General features: G+C 71.2%; 16 protein-coding genes and 1 riboswitch. Of the genes, 8 read left to right on the top strand and 8 right to left on the bottom strand.

Translation table 11 applies throughout. The annotated features are described in order from the left end of the window. Positions 1-157 precede the first annotated feature (157 nt). The 3 genes from OG897_RS09880 to OG897_RS09870 all read right to left on the bottom strand — a co-directional run bounded on the left by OG897_RS09880 (position 158) and on the right by OG897_RS09870 (position 2,283). Positions 158-523 carry an Rv2175c family DNA-binding protein gene (locus OG897_RS09880; protein ID WP_266654870.1) on the bottom strand — a complete coding sequence of 122 codons (366 nt, stop codon included), beginning with the start codon at positions 521-523 and terminating at the stop codon, positions 158-160. Between the two features lie 112 nt (positions 524-635). Next, on the bottom strand, positions 636-1,805 hold the full coding sequence (locus OG897_RS09875; protein ID WP_266656710.1) for an NAD(P)/FAD-dependent oxidoreductase: 1,170 nt from the start codon (positions 1,803-1,805) through the stop codon (positions 636-638). A gap of 67 nt (positions 1,806-1,872) precedes the next feature. Continuing rightward, on the bottom strand, positions 1,873-2,283 hold the full coding sequence (locus tag OG897_RS09870) for a hypothetical protein (protein WP_266654869.1): 411 nt from the start codon (positions 2,281-2,283) through the stop codon (positions 1,873-1,875). Positions 2,284-2,332: 49 nt separating this feature from the next. After that, positions 2,333-2,445: riboswitch (TPP riboswitch) on the top strand. Between OG897_RS09870 and thiO the strand changes: the two genes are divergently transcribed. The 5 genes from thiO to OG897_RS09845 all read left to right on the top strand — a co-directional run bounded on the left by thiO (position 2,443) and on the right by OG897_RS09845 (position 7,696). Continuing rightward, on the top strand, positions 2,443-3,636 hold the full coding sequence (gene thiO / locus OG897_RS09865) for a glycine oxidase ThiO (RefSeq protein WP_266654868.1): 1,194 nt from the start codon (positions 2,443-2,445) through the stop codon (positions 3,634-3,636). (Overlaps the previous riboswitch by 3 nt.) After that, complete coding sequence (thiS, locus tag OG897_RS09860; protein ID WP_266654867.1) at positions 3,633-3,857, top strand: sulfur carrier protein ThiS; 225 nt, start codon at positions 3,633-3,635, stop codon at positions 3,855-3,857. Before thiO ends, thiS begins: the two co-directional genes overlap by 4 nt. Positions 3,858-3,861: 4 nt before the next feature. Beyond that, positions 3,862-4,656 carry a thiazole synthase gene (locus tag OG897_RS09855; RefSeq protein ID WP_266654866.1) on the top strand — a complete coding sequence of 265 codons (795 nt, stop codon included), beginning with the start codon at positions 3,862-3,864 and terminating at the stop codon, positions 4,654-4,656. Positions 4,657-4,755: 99 nt separating this feature from the next. After that, the gene (gene pknB / locus OG897_RS09850; protein ID WP_266654865.1) at positions 4,756-6,705 is read left to right on the top strand and encodes a Stk1 family PASTA domain-containing Ser/Thr kinase; all 1,950 of its coding nucleotides are present in this window, start codon (positions 4,756-4,758) and stop codon (positions 6,703-6,705) included. Positions 6,706-6,793: 88 nt separating this feature from the next. Then, positions 6,794-7,696, top strand: a complete 903-nt coding sequence (locus OG897_RS09845; protein WP_266654864.1) for a deoxyribonuclease IV — start codon at positions 6,794-6,796, stop codon at positions 7,694-7,696. 89 nt (positions 7,697-7,785) lie between these two features. Here the strand turns inward: OG897_RS09845 and OG897_RS09840 are convergent, their stop codons facing one another. Beyond that, positions 7,786-8,418 (bottom strand): sulfite oxidase-like oxidoreductase, encoded by a 633-nt coding sequence (locus OG897_RS09840; protein ID WP_266654863.1) that lies wholly within the window; start codon positions 8,416-8,418, stop codon positions 7,786-7,788. 153 nt (positions 8,419-8,571) lie between these two features. Between OG897_RS09840 and bfr the strand changes: the two genes are divergently transcribed. Beyond that, a complete protein-coding gene (bfr, locus tag OG897_RS09835; RefSeq protein ID WP_266654862.1) occupies positions 8,572-9,054 on the top strand; it encodes a bacterioferritin in 483 nt (160 codons plus the stop codon). A gap of 30 nt (positions 9,055-9,084) precedes the next feature. Here bfr and OG897_RS09830 read toward each other — a convergent pair whose 3' ends face one another. From OG897_RS09830 to OG897_RS09820, 3 genes are all read right to left on the bottom strand, one after another. Further along, positions 9,085-9,345, bottom strand: coding sequence for a bacterioferritin-associated ferredoxin (locus OG897_RS09830; protein ID WP_266656708.1), 261 nt, complete (start codon positions 9,343-9,345; stop codon positions 9,085-9,087). Between the two features lie 159 nt (positions 9,346-9,504). Then, positions 9,505-10,857: a class II 3-deoxy-7-phosphoheptulonate synthase gene (locus OG897_RS09825; RefSeq protein WP_266654861.1), complete on the bottom strand. Its 1,353-nt coding sequence runs from the start codon at positions 10,855-10,857 to the stop codon at positions 9,505-9,507. A 42-nt stretch (positions 10,858-10,899) separates the two neighbouring features. After that, positions 10,900-12,768 carry a glycosyltransferase gene (locus OG897_RS09820; RefSeq protein WP_266654860.1) on the bottom strand — a complete coding sequence of 623 codons (1,869 nt, stop codon included), beginning with the start codon at positions 12,766-12,768 and terminating at the stop codon, positions 10,900-10,902. Between the two features lie 186 nt (positions 12,769-12,954). On the opposite strand from OG897_RS09820, the gene OG897_RS41000 reads away from it, so the two are divergent. Continuing rightward, complete coding sequence (locus tag OG897_RS41000; RefSeq protein WP_353963753.1) at positions 12,955-13,023, top strand: trp operon leader peptide; 69 nt, start codon at positions 12,955-12,957, stop codon at positions 13,021-13,023. A gap of 98 nt (positions 13,024-13,121) precedes the next feature. Continuing rightward, positions 13,122-15,044, top strand: coding sequence for an anthranilate synthase family protein (locus OG897_RS09815; protein WP_266654859.1), 1,923 nt, complete (start codon positions 13,122-13,124; stop codon positions 15,042-15,044). 6 nt (positions 15,045-15,050) lie between these two features. Here OG897_RS09815 and OG897_RS09810 read toward each other — a convergent pair whose 3' ends face one another. Further along, entirely contained in the window at positions 15,051-16,067 is a 1,017-nt protein-coding gene (locus OG897_RS09810; protein ID WP_266654858.1) for a 2-hydroxyacid dehydrogenase, read from the bottom strand. Positions 16,068-16,215 lie beyond the last annotated feature (148 nt).

Below are 16,215 nucleotides of genomic sequence, written 5' to 3'. Positions count from 1 at the left end.
GGCGGACGCCGCTGCGGCGTCCGCGGGCCGGGCGGCCGTACGGTCCCGGACGCGCCGGGGCCGTACGGCCGCCCTGTTGCATCGGCTGCCCTGGTGCGTCGGCTGCCGTGTCGTCTTGGCTGCCCTGTTGTCCCGGCTGCCGTGGTGTGTCGGTTGCTCAGAGGGCGAGCGCCTGGGCGCGGCGCTTCACCTCCGTGCCGCGATTCTCGCTCAGGGCCTGCGCGGGCGTGCCGGGCAGGGTCGGGTCGGCGGTGAAGAGCCACTCCAGCATCTCCACGTCGGAGAAGCCGTCGTCCTTCAGCACCGTCAGGAGGCCGGGCAGCCCCTTGACGATCTTGTCTCCGTCGATGAAGGGGGCGGGCACCTGGAGCGAACGGTTCTCACCGCGTCGTACGGCGATGAGCTGGCCGTCCTTCACCAGCTGCCGCACCTTCGTCACCTCCAGGTCGAGCATCTCCGCGATGTCGGGGAGGTAGAGCCAGGCGGGGACGAGGGCATCGATCTTTGCGTCAATCTCGGTCACAGGACAAGCGTGCCATCCAGGACTGACAACCGGCACCCGGGCCCGGTCCTTACGGACATTCCGTACGGATTCCGTACTGGTTCCGTACGGTCCGGCCATGGCTTGCGGGCCCCTACGGCTTCAGCACCGCCGATTTCAGCGGCACGGAGGGGTCCGCGGCCCGCACCGGGTCCAGTGCCGCGCCCGCCTCCACGAGCTTGCGCCCCTGTGCCAGGTCGCGCGGGCGGCCCACCGCCAGCAGGGCCACCAGCGCGCCGCCACGCAGCCAGCACACCGACCAGGAGGGGGTGCCGGGGTCGCCGCGCCAGATCATCTCGTCGGCGTCCGCGTGGTGGCCGACGTACTGCACGAAGCGGCCGAACTGCTCGGACCAGAAGTAGGGCACCGGGTCGTAGGGCCGCGGCATGCCGCCCACGATGCCGGCCGCGACGGCGCGCGGGCCCTGGAGGGCGTTGTCCCAGTGGTGCACGAGCAGGCGCGCGCCGTACCGGTGCGAGGGGAAGGAGGCACAGTCGCCGACGGCGTACACGTCGGGCACGGAGGTGCGCAGGTGCTCGTCGGCGGTGACGGACCCGTCCGCACCCAGCTCCACACCGGAACCGGCCAGCCAGCCGGTCGTGGGCCGGGCGCCGATGCCGACGACGACCGCGTCGGCGGGGATGCGGCGGCCGTCGGCGAGCAGCACCGCGCCCGGCTCCACGGAGGCCACCCGAGCGCCGGTGAGCAGCTCGGCGCCGCCCTCGGCGTACCAGGCGGCCATCGGGACGGCGATCTCGGCGGGCATCGTCCCGGCGAGCGGCCGGTCGGCGGCCTCGACGACGGTGACCGTGCAGCCCGCCTCTCGGGCGGCGGTGGTGAACTCCGCGCCGATCCACCCCGCCCCGACGACCACGACGTCGCTCTGTGCGTCCAGCACAGGGCGCAGCCGCTGCGCGTCGTCGAGCGTCCTCAAGAGGTGCACGCCGGGTGCCCCGAGGGAGCCGGGGAGGGTGATCGGGTCCGCCCCGGTGGCGATCACCAGGGCGTCGTAGGCGACCGGCCCCGTGAGGGTGTCGACCTCGTGGTCGTCCGGGCGCAGGGCGACGGCCTCGCAGCCGAGGCGCAGTTCGACGCCCAGCGCCTCGAAGTCGACCTCGAAGGCGGATCCCTCGGCCTTGCCGAGCAGGACCGCCTTGGACAGCGGCGGCCTGTCGTACGGCTGGTGGGGTTCCGCCCCGATCAGGGTGACCGTGCCCTGGAAGCCCTGCTCCCGCAGGGCGACGGCGGTCTGCACTCCGGCCATGCCCGCGCCGACGACGACGATGCGCTTCTGCTCGCTCACGCGACCACCTTACGTTTCTGACGGGCCGTCAGGACTTCTGATTCCGGTTCCGGTTCCGGTTCTGATTCCGGTCCTGGGTCCGGTCCTGATCCAGGTCTTGGGCGGCCAGCTCCTCGACGACGCTCGTACCACTGCCGTCCTGGGACTCCCATGCCCAGCTCTCCGTCAGCCGAACGCGGCCGTCGGGACCCAGCGTGACCTGCGACAGGCAATGACCGGACGACGTCGTTCCGTCGTGCTTGAGCTGTACGTAGCGGAAGTCGAGCCGGTCGCCCTCGCGCGTGCCGACCAGGTGCCCCCGTACGACGTCGCCGCCCGCGTACTCGGCCCAGATCCGGCCGCCGTCCTCGTGGTAGGCGAAACGCGTGCGGGTGCCGACCTGGCCCGGCGCCTGGTCGGCGACCGGCGCGAGAACGAGTCCGTCGAGCGAACGGGGCACGGAACGTACCTCACAGTCTGTTGAACCCAGGGACTAGTCTGGTCACCGTACAAGCACTCACGGGAGCCCGGCGGACCGGGCTGAGAGGGAGGCTGACCGGGCCTCCGACCGTACGAACCTGATCCGGGTCATGCCGGCGAAGGGAGGGGCTGGACGCCCATGCACACCTCTGTGGATTCTTCGGGAAGGCCGTACGACGTCCTGGTCGTCGGAGGCGGGATCATCGGCCTCGTGACGGCCTGGCGGGCCGCGCAGCGGGGCCTGCGCGTCGCGCTCGCCGACCCCGAACCGGGCGGCGGCGCCGCCCAGGTGGCCGCGGGAATGCTGGCCGCCGTCACCGAACTGCACTACGGCGAGCAGACCCTGCTCGGCCTCAACCTCGCCTCCGCGCGCCGCTATCCGGACTTCGTCAGGGAGCTTCAGGAGGCGACCGGACAGGACACCGGCTACCGCGCGTGCGGCACCCTCGCCGTCGCCCTGGACGCCGACGACCGGGCCCACCTGCGCGAACTGCACGCCCTGCAAAGCCAGTCGGGCCTGGAGTCGGAGTGGCTGAGCGGGCGCGAGTGCCGCCGCCTGGAGCCGATGCTCGCGCCGGGCGTGCGCGGCGGACTGCGGGTGGACGGCGACCACCAGATCGACCCGCGACGCCTCGCCTCGGCCCTCCTGACGGCCTGTGAGCGCGCCGGAGTGGTCCTGCACCGCACGAGCGCCGAACGGCTCCGTGTCGTACGGGAACGGGCGAGCGGCGCGCTCCTGGCCGACGGCACCGAGCTCGTCGCCGACCAGGTGGTGCTGGCGGCGGGTTCGCTGAGCGGCCGGCTCGCGGGAGTGCCCCCGGAGGTGCTCCCTCCGGTACGCCCCGTCAAGGGACAGGTGCTGCGGCTGACGGTGCCGCCCGCGTACGCCCCGTTCCTGAGCCGCACGGTGCGTGCGGTGGTGCGCGGCAGCCACGTCTACCTGGTGCCCCGGTCGAACGGCGAACTCGTCGTCGGGGCGACCAGCGAGGAGCTCGGCTGGGACACCACGGTGACGGCGGGCGGGGTGTACGAGCTGCTGCGCGACGCCCACGAACTCGTCCCCGGCATCACCGAACTCCCCCTCACCGAAACCAGGGCAGGACTGCGCCCTGGCTCCCCCGACAACGCCCCCCTGCTCGGCCCGACCGCACTGCCGGGGCTGGTGCTGGCGACCGGGCACTACCGCAACGGTGTGCTGCTGACGCCCGTGACGGGGGACGTCATGGCGACCGTACTGACGACCGGGCGGCTGCCCGACGAGGCACGTGCCTTCACCCCGCGCCGGTTCGCCCCCGCCGCGCCCCTTCCCGTACGACAGGAGCAGCCCGCATGAGCACCCCCGTGAACCCCTCTGTGAACGTGTCCGTGAACGGCGAAGGGCGCGCGGTCTCCCCCGGCACCACCCTCGGCGACCTCGTCGCGACACTCACGCGCGCGCACGCGGGCGTGGCCGCGGCGCTCAACGAAACCGTGGTCCCGCGCGGCCGGTGGGCGGACACCGCACTCGGCGACGGCGACCGCGTCGAGGTCCTCACCGCTGTCCAGGGAGGCTGACCCCATGGCCGACGACCTCTTCGAACTGGGCGGCGCCTCCTTCTCGTCCCGTCTGATCATGGGTACGGGCGGGGCGCCCAGCCTCGACGTCCTGGAGCGCTCCCTGATCGCCTCGGGCACCGAGCTGACGACGGTGGCCATGCGGCGGCTCGACCCGTCCGTACAGGGCTCCGTGCTGTCCGTACTGGACAAGCTGGGCATCCGGGTGCTGCCGAACACCGCGGGCTGCTACACGGCGGGCGAGGCCGTCCTCACGGCCCGCCTCGCGCGGGAGGCCCTCGGCACGGACTGGGTGAAGCTGGAGGTCATCGCCGACGAGCGGACCCTGCTGCCGGACCCGATCGAGTTGCTGGACGCGGCGGAGACCCTCGTCGACGACGGCTTCACCGTCCTGCCGTACACGAACGACGATCCGGTGCTGGCGCGCAAGCTGGAGGACGTGGGGTGCGCGGCGGTGATGCCGCTGGGCTCCCCCATCGGCTCCGGTCTCGGCATCCGCAACCCCCACAACTTCGAGCTGATCGTGGAACGGGCCGGGGTGCCGGTGATCCTGGACGCCGGGGCGGGGACGGCGTCGGACGCCGTGCTGGCGATGGAGCTGGGATGCGCCGGTGTGATGCTCGCCTCCGCGGTCACGCGGGCGCAGGAGCCGGTGCTGATGGCGGAGGCGATGCGGCACGGGGTGGAGGCGGGACGCCTGGCCCACCGTGCGGGCCGCATCCCCCGCCGCCACTTCGCGGAGGCGTCGTCCCCGGAGTCGGGCCTGGCCCGCCTGGACCCGGAGCGGCCCGCGTTCTGACTCCCCGGGCCGAGATCGCCTGTCACAGCTCGGCTTCAGTACGGCCCCGCCCCGTACGCACCCGTCCGCCGCGTCCCTACCGGCTCGTAGACTCCCTCCGTGGACACGACCCTCCAGGACCCCCTCGTCGGGCAGCTGCTCGACGGCCGCTACCTCGTCGAGGCACGCATCGCCGTCGGCGGGATGGCCACGGTCTACCGGGCCGTGGACACCCGCCTCGACCGTGTGCTCGCCCTCAAGGTGATGCACCTCTCGCTCGCCGCCGACGCCACCTTCGTCGAGCGGTTCATCCGCGAGGCCAAGTCGGTGGCCCGTCTCGCGCACCCCAATGTGGTCGGCGTCTTCGACCAGGGCGCCGACGGCGACTACGTCTACCTGGCGATGGAGTACATCGCGGGCTGCACCCTGCGCGACGTCCTGCGCGAGCGCGGCGCGCTCCAGCCCCGGGCCGCGCTGGACATCCTGGAGCCGGTGCTGGCCGCCCTCGGCGCCGCGCACCGGGCCGGGTTCGTGCACCGGGACATGAAGCCGGAGAACGTCCTGATAGGGGACGACGGCCGGGTGAAGGTCGCCGACTTCGGTCTCGTACGGGCCGTGGACACGGTCACCAGCACCACGGGCTCCGTCCTCGGCACGGTCTCCTACCTCGCCCCCGAGCAGATCGAGCACGGCACCTCCGACACCCGTACCGACGTGTACGCGTGCGGTGTGGTCCTCTACGAGATGCTCACCGGCAGCAAGCCCCGCTCCGGCGGCACACCGGCGCAGGTGCTCTTCCAGCACCTCAACGAGGACGTCCCGCCGCCGTCCGCCGCCGTACCCGGACTGGCGCTGGAGCTGGACGAGCTGGTGGCGAGCGCCACGGCCCGCAATCCGCAGGCCCGCCCGTTCGACGCGGTGGCCCTGCTGGGGCAGGCGCGCACCGCGCGCGGCGCACTCTCCGACGAGCAGCTGGACGTCGTACCGCCGCAGGCCAGGCAGAGCGTGCCCACGGGCCCCGAGGAGCACACCAGCGTCATCCCGCGCACCGCTCCCGCCCCGGAGCACACGAACGTGCTCCCGCAGTCCCTGCCCGACGAGCGGCAGCACACCAGTCGGCTGGTGCGCCCCCTCCCGGAGGAGCCCGAGCCCGTACGCCGTGCGTCCCGGCGGCCCGCGCCCTCGCGCCGCACCCTGATCTCGCTGGTCGCCGCCGTACTGCTGGCACTGGGGCTGGGCGCCGGGGTCTGGTACATCAACTCCGGGCAGTTCACCGAGGTGCCCCGACTGCTGAGCAAGTCCGAGAAGGACGCCCGCAAGAAGCTCGGCGAAGCGGGACTCGACGTGAAGGGCGTGGAACGGAAGTTCAGCGACACGGTCGCGCGCGGCGCCGTCATGGACAGCCGTCCGGCGCCGGGCGAGCGCATCCGCGTGAACGACGCGGTGACGCTGGTGATCTCGCGCGGACCGGAGATCGTGAAGGTGCCCGACCTCAAGAGGGTGCCGCTGGCGAAGGCCAAACGGGAACTGAAGGACGCGGGCCTGTCGCCCGGCGTCGTCACCAAGGCGTTCAGCGAGGACATCCCGCTGGGCACGGTGATCAGCACGGACCCGCAGGCCGGCACCGGCCGCTCCCCCGACTCCGCGGTCGCGCTGGTCGTCAGCAAGGGCTCGCCGGTGGACATGCCGACCGTGACCGGGCAGAGCGTCGAGGACGCCACCAGCACCCTCGAAGGGCTCGGCCTGAAGGTCGACGTCGCACCCGGGCAGGTCAACTCGCCGGCTCCGGCGGGTCAGGTGGGCCGCCAGTCGGTGCCCGCGGGCACCCGGCTCGGCCAGGGCGAGCGGGTCACGCTGACGGTCTCCAAGGGGCCGCGGATGATCCCGGTGCCCGACGTGCTCGGCAAGCACGCCGACGAAGCGACCCGCATCCTCAAGGCGGCGGGCTTCCAGGTCGAGGTGGACCGTCCGCTCCTGTCCTTCAGCAAGGTGATCGAGAAGCAGTCCGTCGAGGGCGGCCAGCAGGCACCCGAGGGCGGCACGGTCACCATCACGACGAAGATTCTCTAGCGTCCGTTAGAGGCTGTAACGCTCGTTGACGCCTGTCACAGGGACGCCCCGCACGGGGCGTCCCGACGGTGCGGCATCCTGGACGGTGATGAGCACCGCAGAAACCCCCACCCCGTTCCCCGCCGACTTCCCGGCGTCCCGCAATCCGATCGGCGGGCACGTCCCGGTCGCCGGAGGACTCGCCTCCACAGGACTGCCGTACGCCCGCGAGATGGGCGCGGAGGCCGTGCAGGTCTTCGTCGCCAATCCGCGCGGCTGGGCGACCCCCGTCGGAAACCCGGCGCAGGACGAGCAGTTCCGGGCCGCCTGTGCGGCCGAGCGCGTTCCGGCGTACGTCCACGCCCCGTACCTGATCAACTTCGGCTCGCACACCGAGGCGACCGTCGAGAAGTCCGTGGAGTCACTGCGGCACTCGCTGCGCAGGGCCCGTGCCATCGGCGCGCTGGGCGTCGTCGTGCACACCGGTTCGGCGACCGGCGGACGGCCCCGCGAGGAGGCCCTCGCGCAGGTGCGCACACATCTGCTCCCTCTGCTGGAGGAGCTGACCCACGACGACGACCCGTACCTCCTGCTGGAGTCGACGGCCGGTCAGGGCTTCTCGCTGTGCTCGCGGACCTGGGACTTCGGCCCGTACTTCGACGCCCTGGACCACCACCCGAAGCTGGGCGTCTGTCTGGACACCTGCCACATCTTCGCGGCGGGCCACGACCTCGCCGGGCCCGGCGGCATGAAGCAGACGCTGGACCTGCTGGTGGACACCGTCGGCGAGGGCCGGCTGAAGCTGATCCACGCCAACGACTCCAAGGACGTCACAGGCGCGCACAAGGACCGGCACGAGAACATCGGCGCCGGCCACATCGGCGAGGAACCGTTCCGGGAGCTGTTCTCGCACCCGGCGACGGAGGGCGTACCCCTGATCATCGAGACGCCCGGCGGCAAGGAGGGGCACGCGGCGGACGTGGCACGGCTGAAGGAGCTGCGCGCACCGTGACGGAGGAACACTCCTAAGGGGTTACGCGGTTTGCACCGGCGAGGTGCTCGGCATGGTCATCGGCACGGCGCTCGGCGAACGGCCACCGGCTACAGCTCCGGGCCCTCTCCCGGTTCCTCCTGGTAGGAGTAGCGCTGCTCGCGCCAGGGGTCGCCGATGTTGTGATAGCCGCGCTCCTCCCAGAAGCCTCGGCGGTCGGCCGTCATGTACTCGACGCCCCGGACCCACTTGGGACCCTTCCAGGCGTACAGGTGCGGCACCACCAGACGCAGCGGGAAGCCGTGTTCCGCGGTGAGCAGGTCGTCACCCTTGTGCGTGGCGAGGATGGTGCGCTCGTCAGTGAAGTCCTCGATGCGGACGTTGGCGCTGTAGCCGTACTCGGCCCAGACCATGACGTGGGTGACACCGGGGGCGGGCGGCGCGAGGTCCAGGATCGTACGGGCGGCGACACCACCCCATTCGGCCCCCAGCATGCTGAATTTCGTCACGCAGTGCAGGTCGGCGACGACGGTGTCGAAGGGCAGCGCCGAGAACTCCTCGTGGTTCCAACAGTGCTTCTCGCCGTCCGCGGTCGCGCCGAAGACACGGAATTCCCAGCGGTCGGGCTTGAACTTGGGGACGGGCCCGTAGTGGGTGACTGGCCAGCCACGCTGCAGCCGCTGTCCCGGCGGAAGCTCGGAGTGCTCGATGTCGCGGTATTCCCGGCTTTCCGGCTGACCCATGTCCTCCATGGTGACAGACCGCGAGGGGTGGTCATGACCGGGTCTGGGCCGATTCGGGCAACTCCTACTAAGGAGGCACTTACTGGACGGCCTCCGAGAACCGGTGCAAGGATGCGCGCAATCTGCCCGGTCCCCCCTGGAAGGAGCCCAGCGATGCAGGGCGACCCCGAGGTCATTGAATTTCTCAACGAGCAGCTGACCGCCGAACTGACGGCGATCAACCAGTACTTCCTCCACGCGAAGATGCAGGACAACTTCGGCTGGACCAAGCTCGCGAAGTACACGCGCGCCGAGTCGTTCGACGAGATGAAGCACGCGGAGGTCCTCACCGACCGCATCCTCTTCCTCGACGGCCTGCCCAATTACCAGCGGCTCTTCCACGTCCGGATCGGCCAGACGGTCACCGAGATGTTCCAGGCGGACCGCATGATCGAGGTCGAGGCGATCGACCGGCTGAAGCGCGGCGCGGAGGTCATGCGTGGCAAGGGCGACATCACGTCGGCCAAGATCTTCGAGGACATCCTCGCGGACGAGGAGCACCACATCGACTACCTCGACACCCAGCTGGAGCTGGTCGAGAAGCTCGGCGAGCCGCTCTACATCGCCCAGTTGATCGAGCAGCCGAGCGAGGCGTAGGAACGGTTCCTTGCCCGCCCCCGCGGGGTCCTAGGCGGCTTCACCGAGGGCGGGCACGTCGTCCTGGACGGCAGCGGCGTCAAGGTCCTGTGCGAGGAGTTCACGCTTCTCGATGAGGCCGCGGCGCGGACACGCCCCCCGGCCCAGCAGGCCCTGGATCGTACGGACGCAGTTGCCGCAGTCCGTACCGGCCTTGGTGACGGAGGCTATCTGGCGCGGAGTGCAGGCTCCGTCGGCGGCGTGGGCCTTGATCTGCTGGTCGGTCACACCGAAGCAGGAGCAGACGAACACGGACACCTCGATCCCACAGCCAGGACAACCCTCGGTCAGGTAAACCTAACCTTACCCATGGCGAGGCGTGGGGGAAACCCCCGGTACGACAGTGGGGCCCGGATCACAAGGATCCGGGCCCCACCGTCTGTCGCGTACGTGTCCGTCGCCGGGCGGGAACTACTGGTCGCGGTACATCTCCGCCACCAGGAACGCCAGGTCGAGCGACTGGCTGCGGTTGAGCCGCGGGTCGCAGGCCGTCTCGTAGCGCTGGTGCAGGTCGTCGACGAAGATCTCGTCGCCGCCGCCCACGCACTCGGTGACGTCGTCACCGGTGAGCTCGACGTGGATGCCGCCCGGGTGGGTGCCGAGGCCCTTGTGGACCTCGAAGAAGCCCTTGACCTCGTCCAGGACGTCGTCGAAGCGGCGCGTCTTGTGGCCGGAGGCGGCCTCGTAGGTGTTGCCGTGCATCGGGTCGGTGATCCACGCGACGGTGGCGCCGGAAGCGGTGACCTTCTCGACCAGCTCGGGCAGCTTGTCGCGGACCTTGTCGGCGCCCATGCGGACGATGAAGGTCAGGCGGCCGGGCTCGCGGTCCGGGTCCAGCTTGTCGATGTAGCCGAGCGCCTCGTCGACCGTGGTCGTGGGGCCGAGCTTGATGCCGATCGGGTTGCGGATCTTCGACGCGAACTCGATGTGCGCGCCGTCCATCTGACGGGTGCGCTCGCCGATCCAGACCATGTGGCCGGACACGTCGTAGAGGTTGCCCGTCCGGGAGTCCACGCGGGTGAGCGCCGACTCGTAGTCCAGCAGCAGCGCCTCGTGGGAGGCGTAGAACTCCACCGTGCGGAATTCCGCCGGGTCGGTCCCGGCGGCCTTCATGAAGTTCAGCGCGTTGTCGATCTCGCGGGCGAGCTGCTCGTAGCGCTGGCCGGACGGCGAGTTCTTCACGAAGTCCTGGTTCCAGGCGTGCACCTGGCGCAGGTCCGCGTAACCACCGGTGGTGAAGGCGCGCACGAGGTTGAGGGTGGACGCCGAGGCGTTGTACATCCTCTTGAGGCGCTCGGGGTCCGGGACCCGCGCCTCCTCGGTGAAGGCGAAACCGTTCACCGAGTCGCCCCGGTACGTCGGCAGGGTGATGCCGTCGCGGGTCTCGGTGCCCTTGGAGCGCGGCTTGCTGTACTGACCGGCGATCCGGCCCACCTTGACGACGGGCACGGACGCGGCGTACGTCAGCACGGCGCCCATCTGGAGAAGGGTCTTGAGCTTGTTGCGGATGTGGTCGGCCGACACGGCGTCGAATGCTTCCGCGCAGTCGCCCCCCTGGAGCAGGAACGCCTCGCCCTTGGCGACGGCTCCCAGTCGGGCGCGCAGCTGGTCGCACTCGCCCGCGAAGACGAGCGGCGGATACGATTCGAGGTCCGCGACAACATCGCGCAGCGCCTCAGCATCGGGGTACTCGGGCTGCTGCGCCGCAGGAAGGTCGCGCCAGGTGTTGCCACCCGTGAGGGTGGTCTTCGCGTTCACGGTCACCCGGCCAGCCTACGGGGTGCAAACGGGTGCTCCACGCCGCGCTCACAAGGTGAGACGCCGGGTCCACTTCCAGTGCGCGGGAACGGCGAGCACGGCCGAGGCCGTCCCGCCGACGGCGTCCACGGCGGGAATGTCCCTGGTGAAGCCCTGTCCGCGAACCCGGATCCGTACGTCCCAGCGACCCTCGGACGCAGCTCCGAGCGTGCCGCTCAGGGTGAACCGGGAACCGGCCAGCCGGGTGGTTTCTGTCTTCAATACGACGCTCCGGCCCTCCAGTGCGAGCACGAGCTCCAGTTCGGCGTCCGCGGGACAGTCCGGGAGCGTGACGGCGGCGGTGATCCGGGGCGCGGTCAGCAGCCGCCGGGTGACGGCCGCGCGGGCGTCCGGTCCCAGCGGGTGGCGGTGCGCGCCGATGTCCAGGTTGGCGTGGTGGTGCGGTTCGGAGGCGTAGACCGAGGCGGCCACGACGGGGGTGCCCCGGCCGCCGGAGAGCCGGACCAGGGGCGCGGGGGCCGGGTCGGGCGCGGACAGCCAGGCGATCTTGGTGAGGGGTTCGCTGCCGTCCTCGGCGGGAGCGCCGACCTCCAGCCGCACCGTCCAGTTGCCTTCGGACAGTGCGATGCCGTCGGCCGCCGCGCCCGGGTCGATCTCGGCGCGGTAGGCGCCGTCGTCGGTTCGGGTGGCGGGCACGCGGTGCTCGGCCGCGCCGTTGCGCAGCACCAGGGCGACCTGCTGCCCGGCCCCGGGCAGCAGGGTGAGGGAGGCGCTGCCGGTGACCGTCAGCACGCCGTCCTGCCAGGTCCAGGCGTCCGGGGACTGGCGCAGCACGACGCGGGAGGTCAGGTCGTAGCAGGCGTCGGGCAGCGCGCGGCTCGCGTCGCGGAAGTACGGGTACGGGGCGAAGGCGCGCCCGTCGCGGACCACCGCGGGGCCCGGCTCGCCCTGTGCGTCGGCGCGGACGATCTCCGTGAGCTCCTTGAGCAGTCCGCCCAGGACGCAGTGCGCGCGCAGCCTCAGCCGGGGCGGCAGGGCCTGGAATATCCGGTCGGTGAGCCACTCCTCGACCAGCGGGCGGGCGGCCTTGAGCACCAGGGCGCGCGCCTCCTCGTCGAGGTGGGCGAAGTGGCCGCCGAAGACGCTGAGGATCTCGCCGTGGAAGTGCCGCTCGACGAGCTTGTCGCGGTCGGCTCCGGCGGGCACGTGATCGCCCACCAGACGCAGGATGGATTCGGCGTGCCGCAGGTGGTCGATCCAGTCGATGTCCTGCTCGGAGGCGTTGCTGTTGTCGTCGCGGCCTTCGAGGACGTAGCAGTCGTGGTCGGCGACGACGGATATGCGTCCGGCGTTCAGCAGGCCCCTGACGGCGAACGGGACGTCCTCGCCGCGCAGCCTGTTCTCCACGAAGCGCAGTTCCTGGTCGTCTATCAGGGTGCGCCGCCACAGCTTGTAGGCGGCGAGCGTCCAGTAGACGGGCGAGTCGAAGAGGCTGACGTCGGGGTTGCTGGTGCGCAGGTCCACGGGTGCCGGTCGGCCGCCGCCGCCGACGATCCGGCCGTAGACGACGTCCGAGCCGTGCTCGTCGGCCATGGCCAGCAGACGCTCCAGGGCCTCGGGGCCGAGGTGGTCGTCGGAGTCGAGGAAGAACAGGAACTCGCCGCGGGCGTGTTCGATGCCGACGTTGCGGGGCTTGCCCGCGCCGCCGGACGCCTCCTGGTGGACCACCGTGACGTTGGTGTGCTCCCGGGCGAACGCGTCGAGCCAGGCGCCGCCGCCGTCGGTGGAGCCGTCGTCGACGGCGACGACCTCCCACTGGTCCTGGGCGAGGCTCTGGGAGAGCACCGAGCCGAAACAGCGCTCCAGGTAAGGAGCGGTGTTGTGCACGGGCACGACGACGGATACGCGCGGGTTCACCTGGCACGCCCTTCAGGGAGAGGCCGTCCTCGCACTGTTGTGCGTGAACTCTGCCAGCACGAAAGTAAGTGAAGAAGCTGGTGGGACAGAAGAGGAGAAGGTGTGGAGATTCCTGATGGGGAACTTCTTCGAGTCTGCGGCTCTCCGCCCGGCGAGCGCACGCCTGAATGCTGTAAGGTCCGCCACATGTTCGCGCAGACCCAGATCCTCTCGCTCCAGAACTGGTGGTGGACCGCTCATCCGGCGGCCCACTGATCGCGCGTACATCCACTGACGCACAGGCCGCCCCAGGAGGGCGGCCTTTTTGTTTTCCCGGCCGTTCCTCCGGCTCCGCACCCGGAAGGAACCCCCGCATGTCTCCCACGGACGCACCGTCTCCCGTCACTCCGTTGTCCCGTCTGCTCGACGACGACTGCCCGCCCTTCGCACTGCTGCGCCGCCGCACCCCCGGGCGCGACCACGACACCGTCGAGGTGCTGATCGGCTCTGTGCACGAGGCCGAGCGGCTCGCGGACCTGCCCGTCGGCGAGGACGGACGGCCGGTCCTCGCCCTCGTACCGTTCCGGCAGATCAGGGAACGCGGCTTCGACGTGCGCGACGACGGGACGCCGCTGAGCGTGCTGGTCGCGGACGAGGCGTTCGAGCTTCCTCTTGAGGAGGTGCTTTCCGCGCTGCCCGCACACCGGGTCGGGGTGGAGGGCGGCTCCTTCGACGTGGACGACGAGGAGTACGCGAGGATCGTCCAACGCGTCATCGATTCCGAGATCGGGCGGGGCGAGGGCGCGAACTTCGTCATCCGGCGCACCTACACCGGTGAGATCCCCGGCTTCGGACGGGCGGACGCGCTCGCCCTGTTCCGGCGGCTGCTGGACGGGGAGCGGGGCGCGTACTGGACGTACGTCGTCCACACGGGCGACAGGGTGCTGGTGGGCGCCAGTCCGGAGGTCCACGTGCGGATGTCCGGGGGGACGGTCGTGATGAATCCGATCAGCGGCACCTACCGCTACCCGGCCGACGGGCCCACCCCCGACGACCTCCTGGACTTCCTCGCCGATCCGAAGGAGACCGAGGAGCTCTCGATGGTCGTCGACGAGGAGCTCAAGATGATGTGCACCGTCGGCGACATGGGCGGTGTGGTCGTCGGCCCGCGCCTCAAGGAGATGGCCCACCTCGCGCACACCGAGTACGAGCTGCGGGGGCGCAGTTCGCTGGACGTGCGCCAGGTGCTGCGGGAGACGATGTTCGCCGCGACGGTGACCGGGTCGCCCGTGCAGAACGCCTGCCGGGTGATCGAGCGCCACGAAGTGGGAGGGCGGGGCTACTACGCGGGCGCGCTGGCACTGCTGGGCGTCGACGCGTCCGGGGCGCAGACCCTGGACTCGCCGATCCTCATCCGTACGGCCGACATCGCGCTGGACGGCCGCCTGCGGGTGCCGGTCGGGGCCACGCTCGTACGGCACTCGGACCCGGCGTCGGAGGTGGCCGAGACGCACGCCAAGGCGGCGGGTGTGCTGGCCGCTCTGGGGGTACGTCCCGGACGCCCGCGGGACGAGTCGGTACGCCCACCGCTGGCGCAGGACGCACGGGTGCGGGCGGCGCTGGACGGGCGGCGGGCCGGGCTCTCGCCCTTCTGGCTGCGGATGCAGGAGCGGGAGCGGACGCTGTCGGGGCACGCCCTGGTGGTGGACGCGGAGGACACCTTCACGGCGATGCTGGCGCACGTGCTGCGCTCGTCGGGCCTTGAGGTGACCGTACGGCGCTTCGACGAGCCGGGGCTGCGGGAGGCGGCACTGGCGCATCAGGGGCCGGTGGTGCTCGGTCCAGGGCCCGGGAACCCGCAGGACGCGGCGGACCCGAAGATGCGCTTCCTGCGGGCGCTGACGGCGGACCTGCTGGCCAGGCGCCACCGGGGAGGCGTCGCGCACGGGGTGCTCGGGGTGTGCCTGGGGCACGAGCTGATCGCGGCGGAGCTGGGGCTGCGCATCGCCCGCAAGGAGGTGCCGTACCAGGGGGCGCAGGAGCGGATCGTGCTGTTCGGCCGGCCGGAGACGGTCGGGTTCTACAACAGCTTCACGGCGGTGTGCGACGCGGCGGAGGCAGCGGAGCTGGCCGCGCACGGTGTGGAGAGCGCCCGCAACCACGCCTCCGGGGAGTTGCACGCCCTGCGGGGGCCCGGCTTCGCCTCCGTGCAGTTCCACCCGGAGTCGGTGCTCAGCCTGCGCGGGGCCGCGGTGGTGACGCGGCTGCTGGAGGCGTTCGTGCCGACGGGGGTCTGAAGGGGGTCAGGCGGCGGCCGCGTCCCGCGCCGGAACCAGGACGTTGTCGCTGCGGCGGCCCGCCAGGAAGTCCGTGACGTTCTGCACGGTCGCGTCGATGATCTGCTCCAGGGCATCGACCGTGTAGTACGCCTGGTGCGAGGTGACCAGGACGTTGGGGAAGGTGACCAGGCGGGCCAGGGTGTCGTCCTCGACGACCGTCAGGGACTTGTCGAGGAAGAACAGGCCCGCCTCCGCCTCGTACACGTCCAGGCCGACCCCCGCGAAGCGCCCGGCCCGCAGTTCGTTCACCAGGGCCTCGGTGTCGACCAGGCCGCCCCTGCTGGAGTTCACGAGGATCGCGTCGTCCTTCATGGCGCGCAGGGCCGTGGCGTCGATGAGGTGGCGGGTGCTGGGCAGCAGGGGCACGTGCAGGCTGATCAGGTCGGCGGAGGCGAGGAGGTCGTCCTTCTCGACGTACTCCATGCCGAGGTCGACGCACTCCGGGTTGGGCGCGACGTCCCAGCCGAGCAGGTGCATGCCGAAGCCGTGGGCGATCCTTGTGAACGCCTCGCCGATCTTGCCGGTGCCGACGACGCCGACGGTGCGGCCGCGCATGTCGCGGCCGAGCAGCCCGTCGAGGCGGAAGTCGAAGTCGCGGGTGCGGGCCGCGGCGCGCACGACACGGCGATTGACGGCCATGGCGAGGGTCCAGGCGAATTCGGCGACGGAGTACGGCGAGTAGTACGAGACGCGGGCGACGGTGAGGCCGAGTTCGCGGGCCACGTCGAGGTCGATGTTGTTGAAGCCGGTGGAGCGCTGGGCGATCATCCGGGTGCCTCCTGCGGCGAGGACGCGCAGGACGCGGTCGCCCAGGTCCGCGTTGACGCTGGTGCTGATCACCTCGTGCCCGGCGGCGATGGGGGCCGTGTCCTCGGTGAGGAAGACCTTGAGGCAGTGCGGCTCGCCCAGTCCGGCGTCCGTGAAGGTCTTCTCGATCAGCGGCTGCTCGTCGGCCTGCACGCCGAATGCCAGAATTTTCACGGAATTCCCCAGTCGCGAGTGGCTTGGCACGGATTCTGCAAATATCGCCGATCCGGGCGTGCCCAGCCACTCGCCACCGCACTGCCGATCAGCCGCAGGATCCCGCCGGTGGATCCCTCCGGTGGATCCACCGGAGGATCCGGCCGGA

Source organism: Streptomyces sp. NBC_00237 (assembly GCF_026342435.1).
GTDB lineage: Bacteria > Actinomycetota > Actinomycetes > Streptomycetales > Streptomycetaceae > Streptomyces.
Note: the sequence above shows the minus strand (reverse complement) of the source record. Positions and strands in the feature narration are given on the sequence as shown.

Excerpts from the sequence above, each read along its gene's own strand:
- OG897_RS09815 (WP_266654859.1), top strand. The coding sequence starts at position 13,122 with ATGTCTCCCACGGACGCACCGTCTCCCGTCACTCCGTTGTCCCGTCTG.
- thiS (WP_266654867.1), top strand. The coding sequence starts at position 3,633 with ATGAGCACCCCCGTGAACCCCTCTGTGAACGTGTCCGTGAACGGCGAA.
- OG897_RS09855 (WP_266654866.1), top strand. The coding sequence starts at position 3,862 with ATGGCCGACGACCTCTTCGAACTGGGCGGCGCCTCCTTCTCGTCCCGT.
- OG897_RS09875 (WP_266656710.1), bottom strand. The coding sequence starts at position 1,805 with ATGGCCGGAGTGCAGACCGCCGTCGCCCTGCGGGAGCAGGGCTTCCAG.
- OG897_RS09840 (WP_266654863.1), bottom strand. The coding sequence starts at position 8,418 with ATGGGTCAGCCGGAAAGCCGGGAATACCGCGACATCGAGCACTCCGAG.
- OG897_RS09845 (WP_266654864.1), top strand. The coding sequence starts at position 6,794 with ATGAGCACCGCAGAAACCCCCACCCCGTTCCCCGCCGACTTCCCGGCG.
- bfr (WP_266654862.1), top strand. The coding sequence starts at position 8,572 with ATGCAGGGCGACCCCGAGGTCATTGAATTTCTCAACGAGCAGCTGACC.
- thiO (WP_266654868.1), top strand. The coding sequence starts at position 2,443 with ATGCACACCTCTGTGGATTCTTCGGGAAGGCCGTACGACGTCCTGGTC.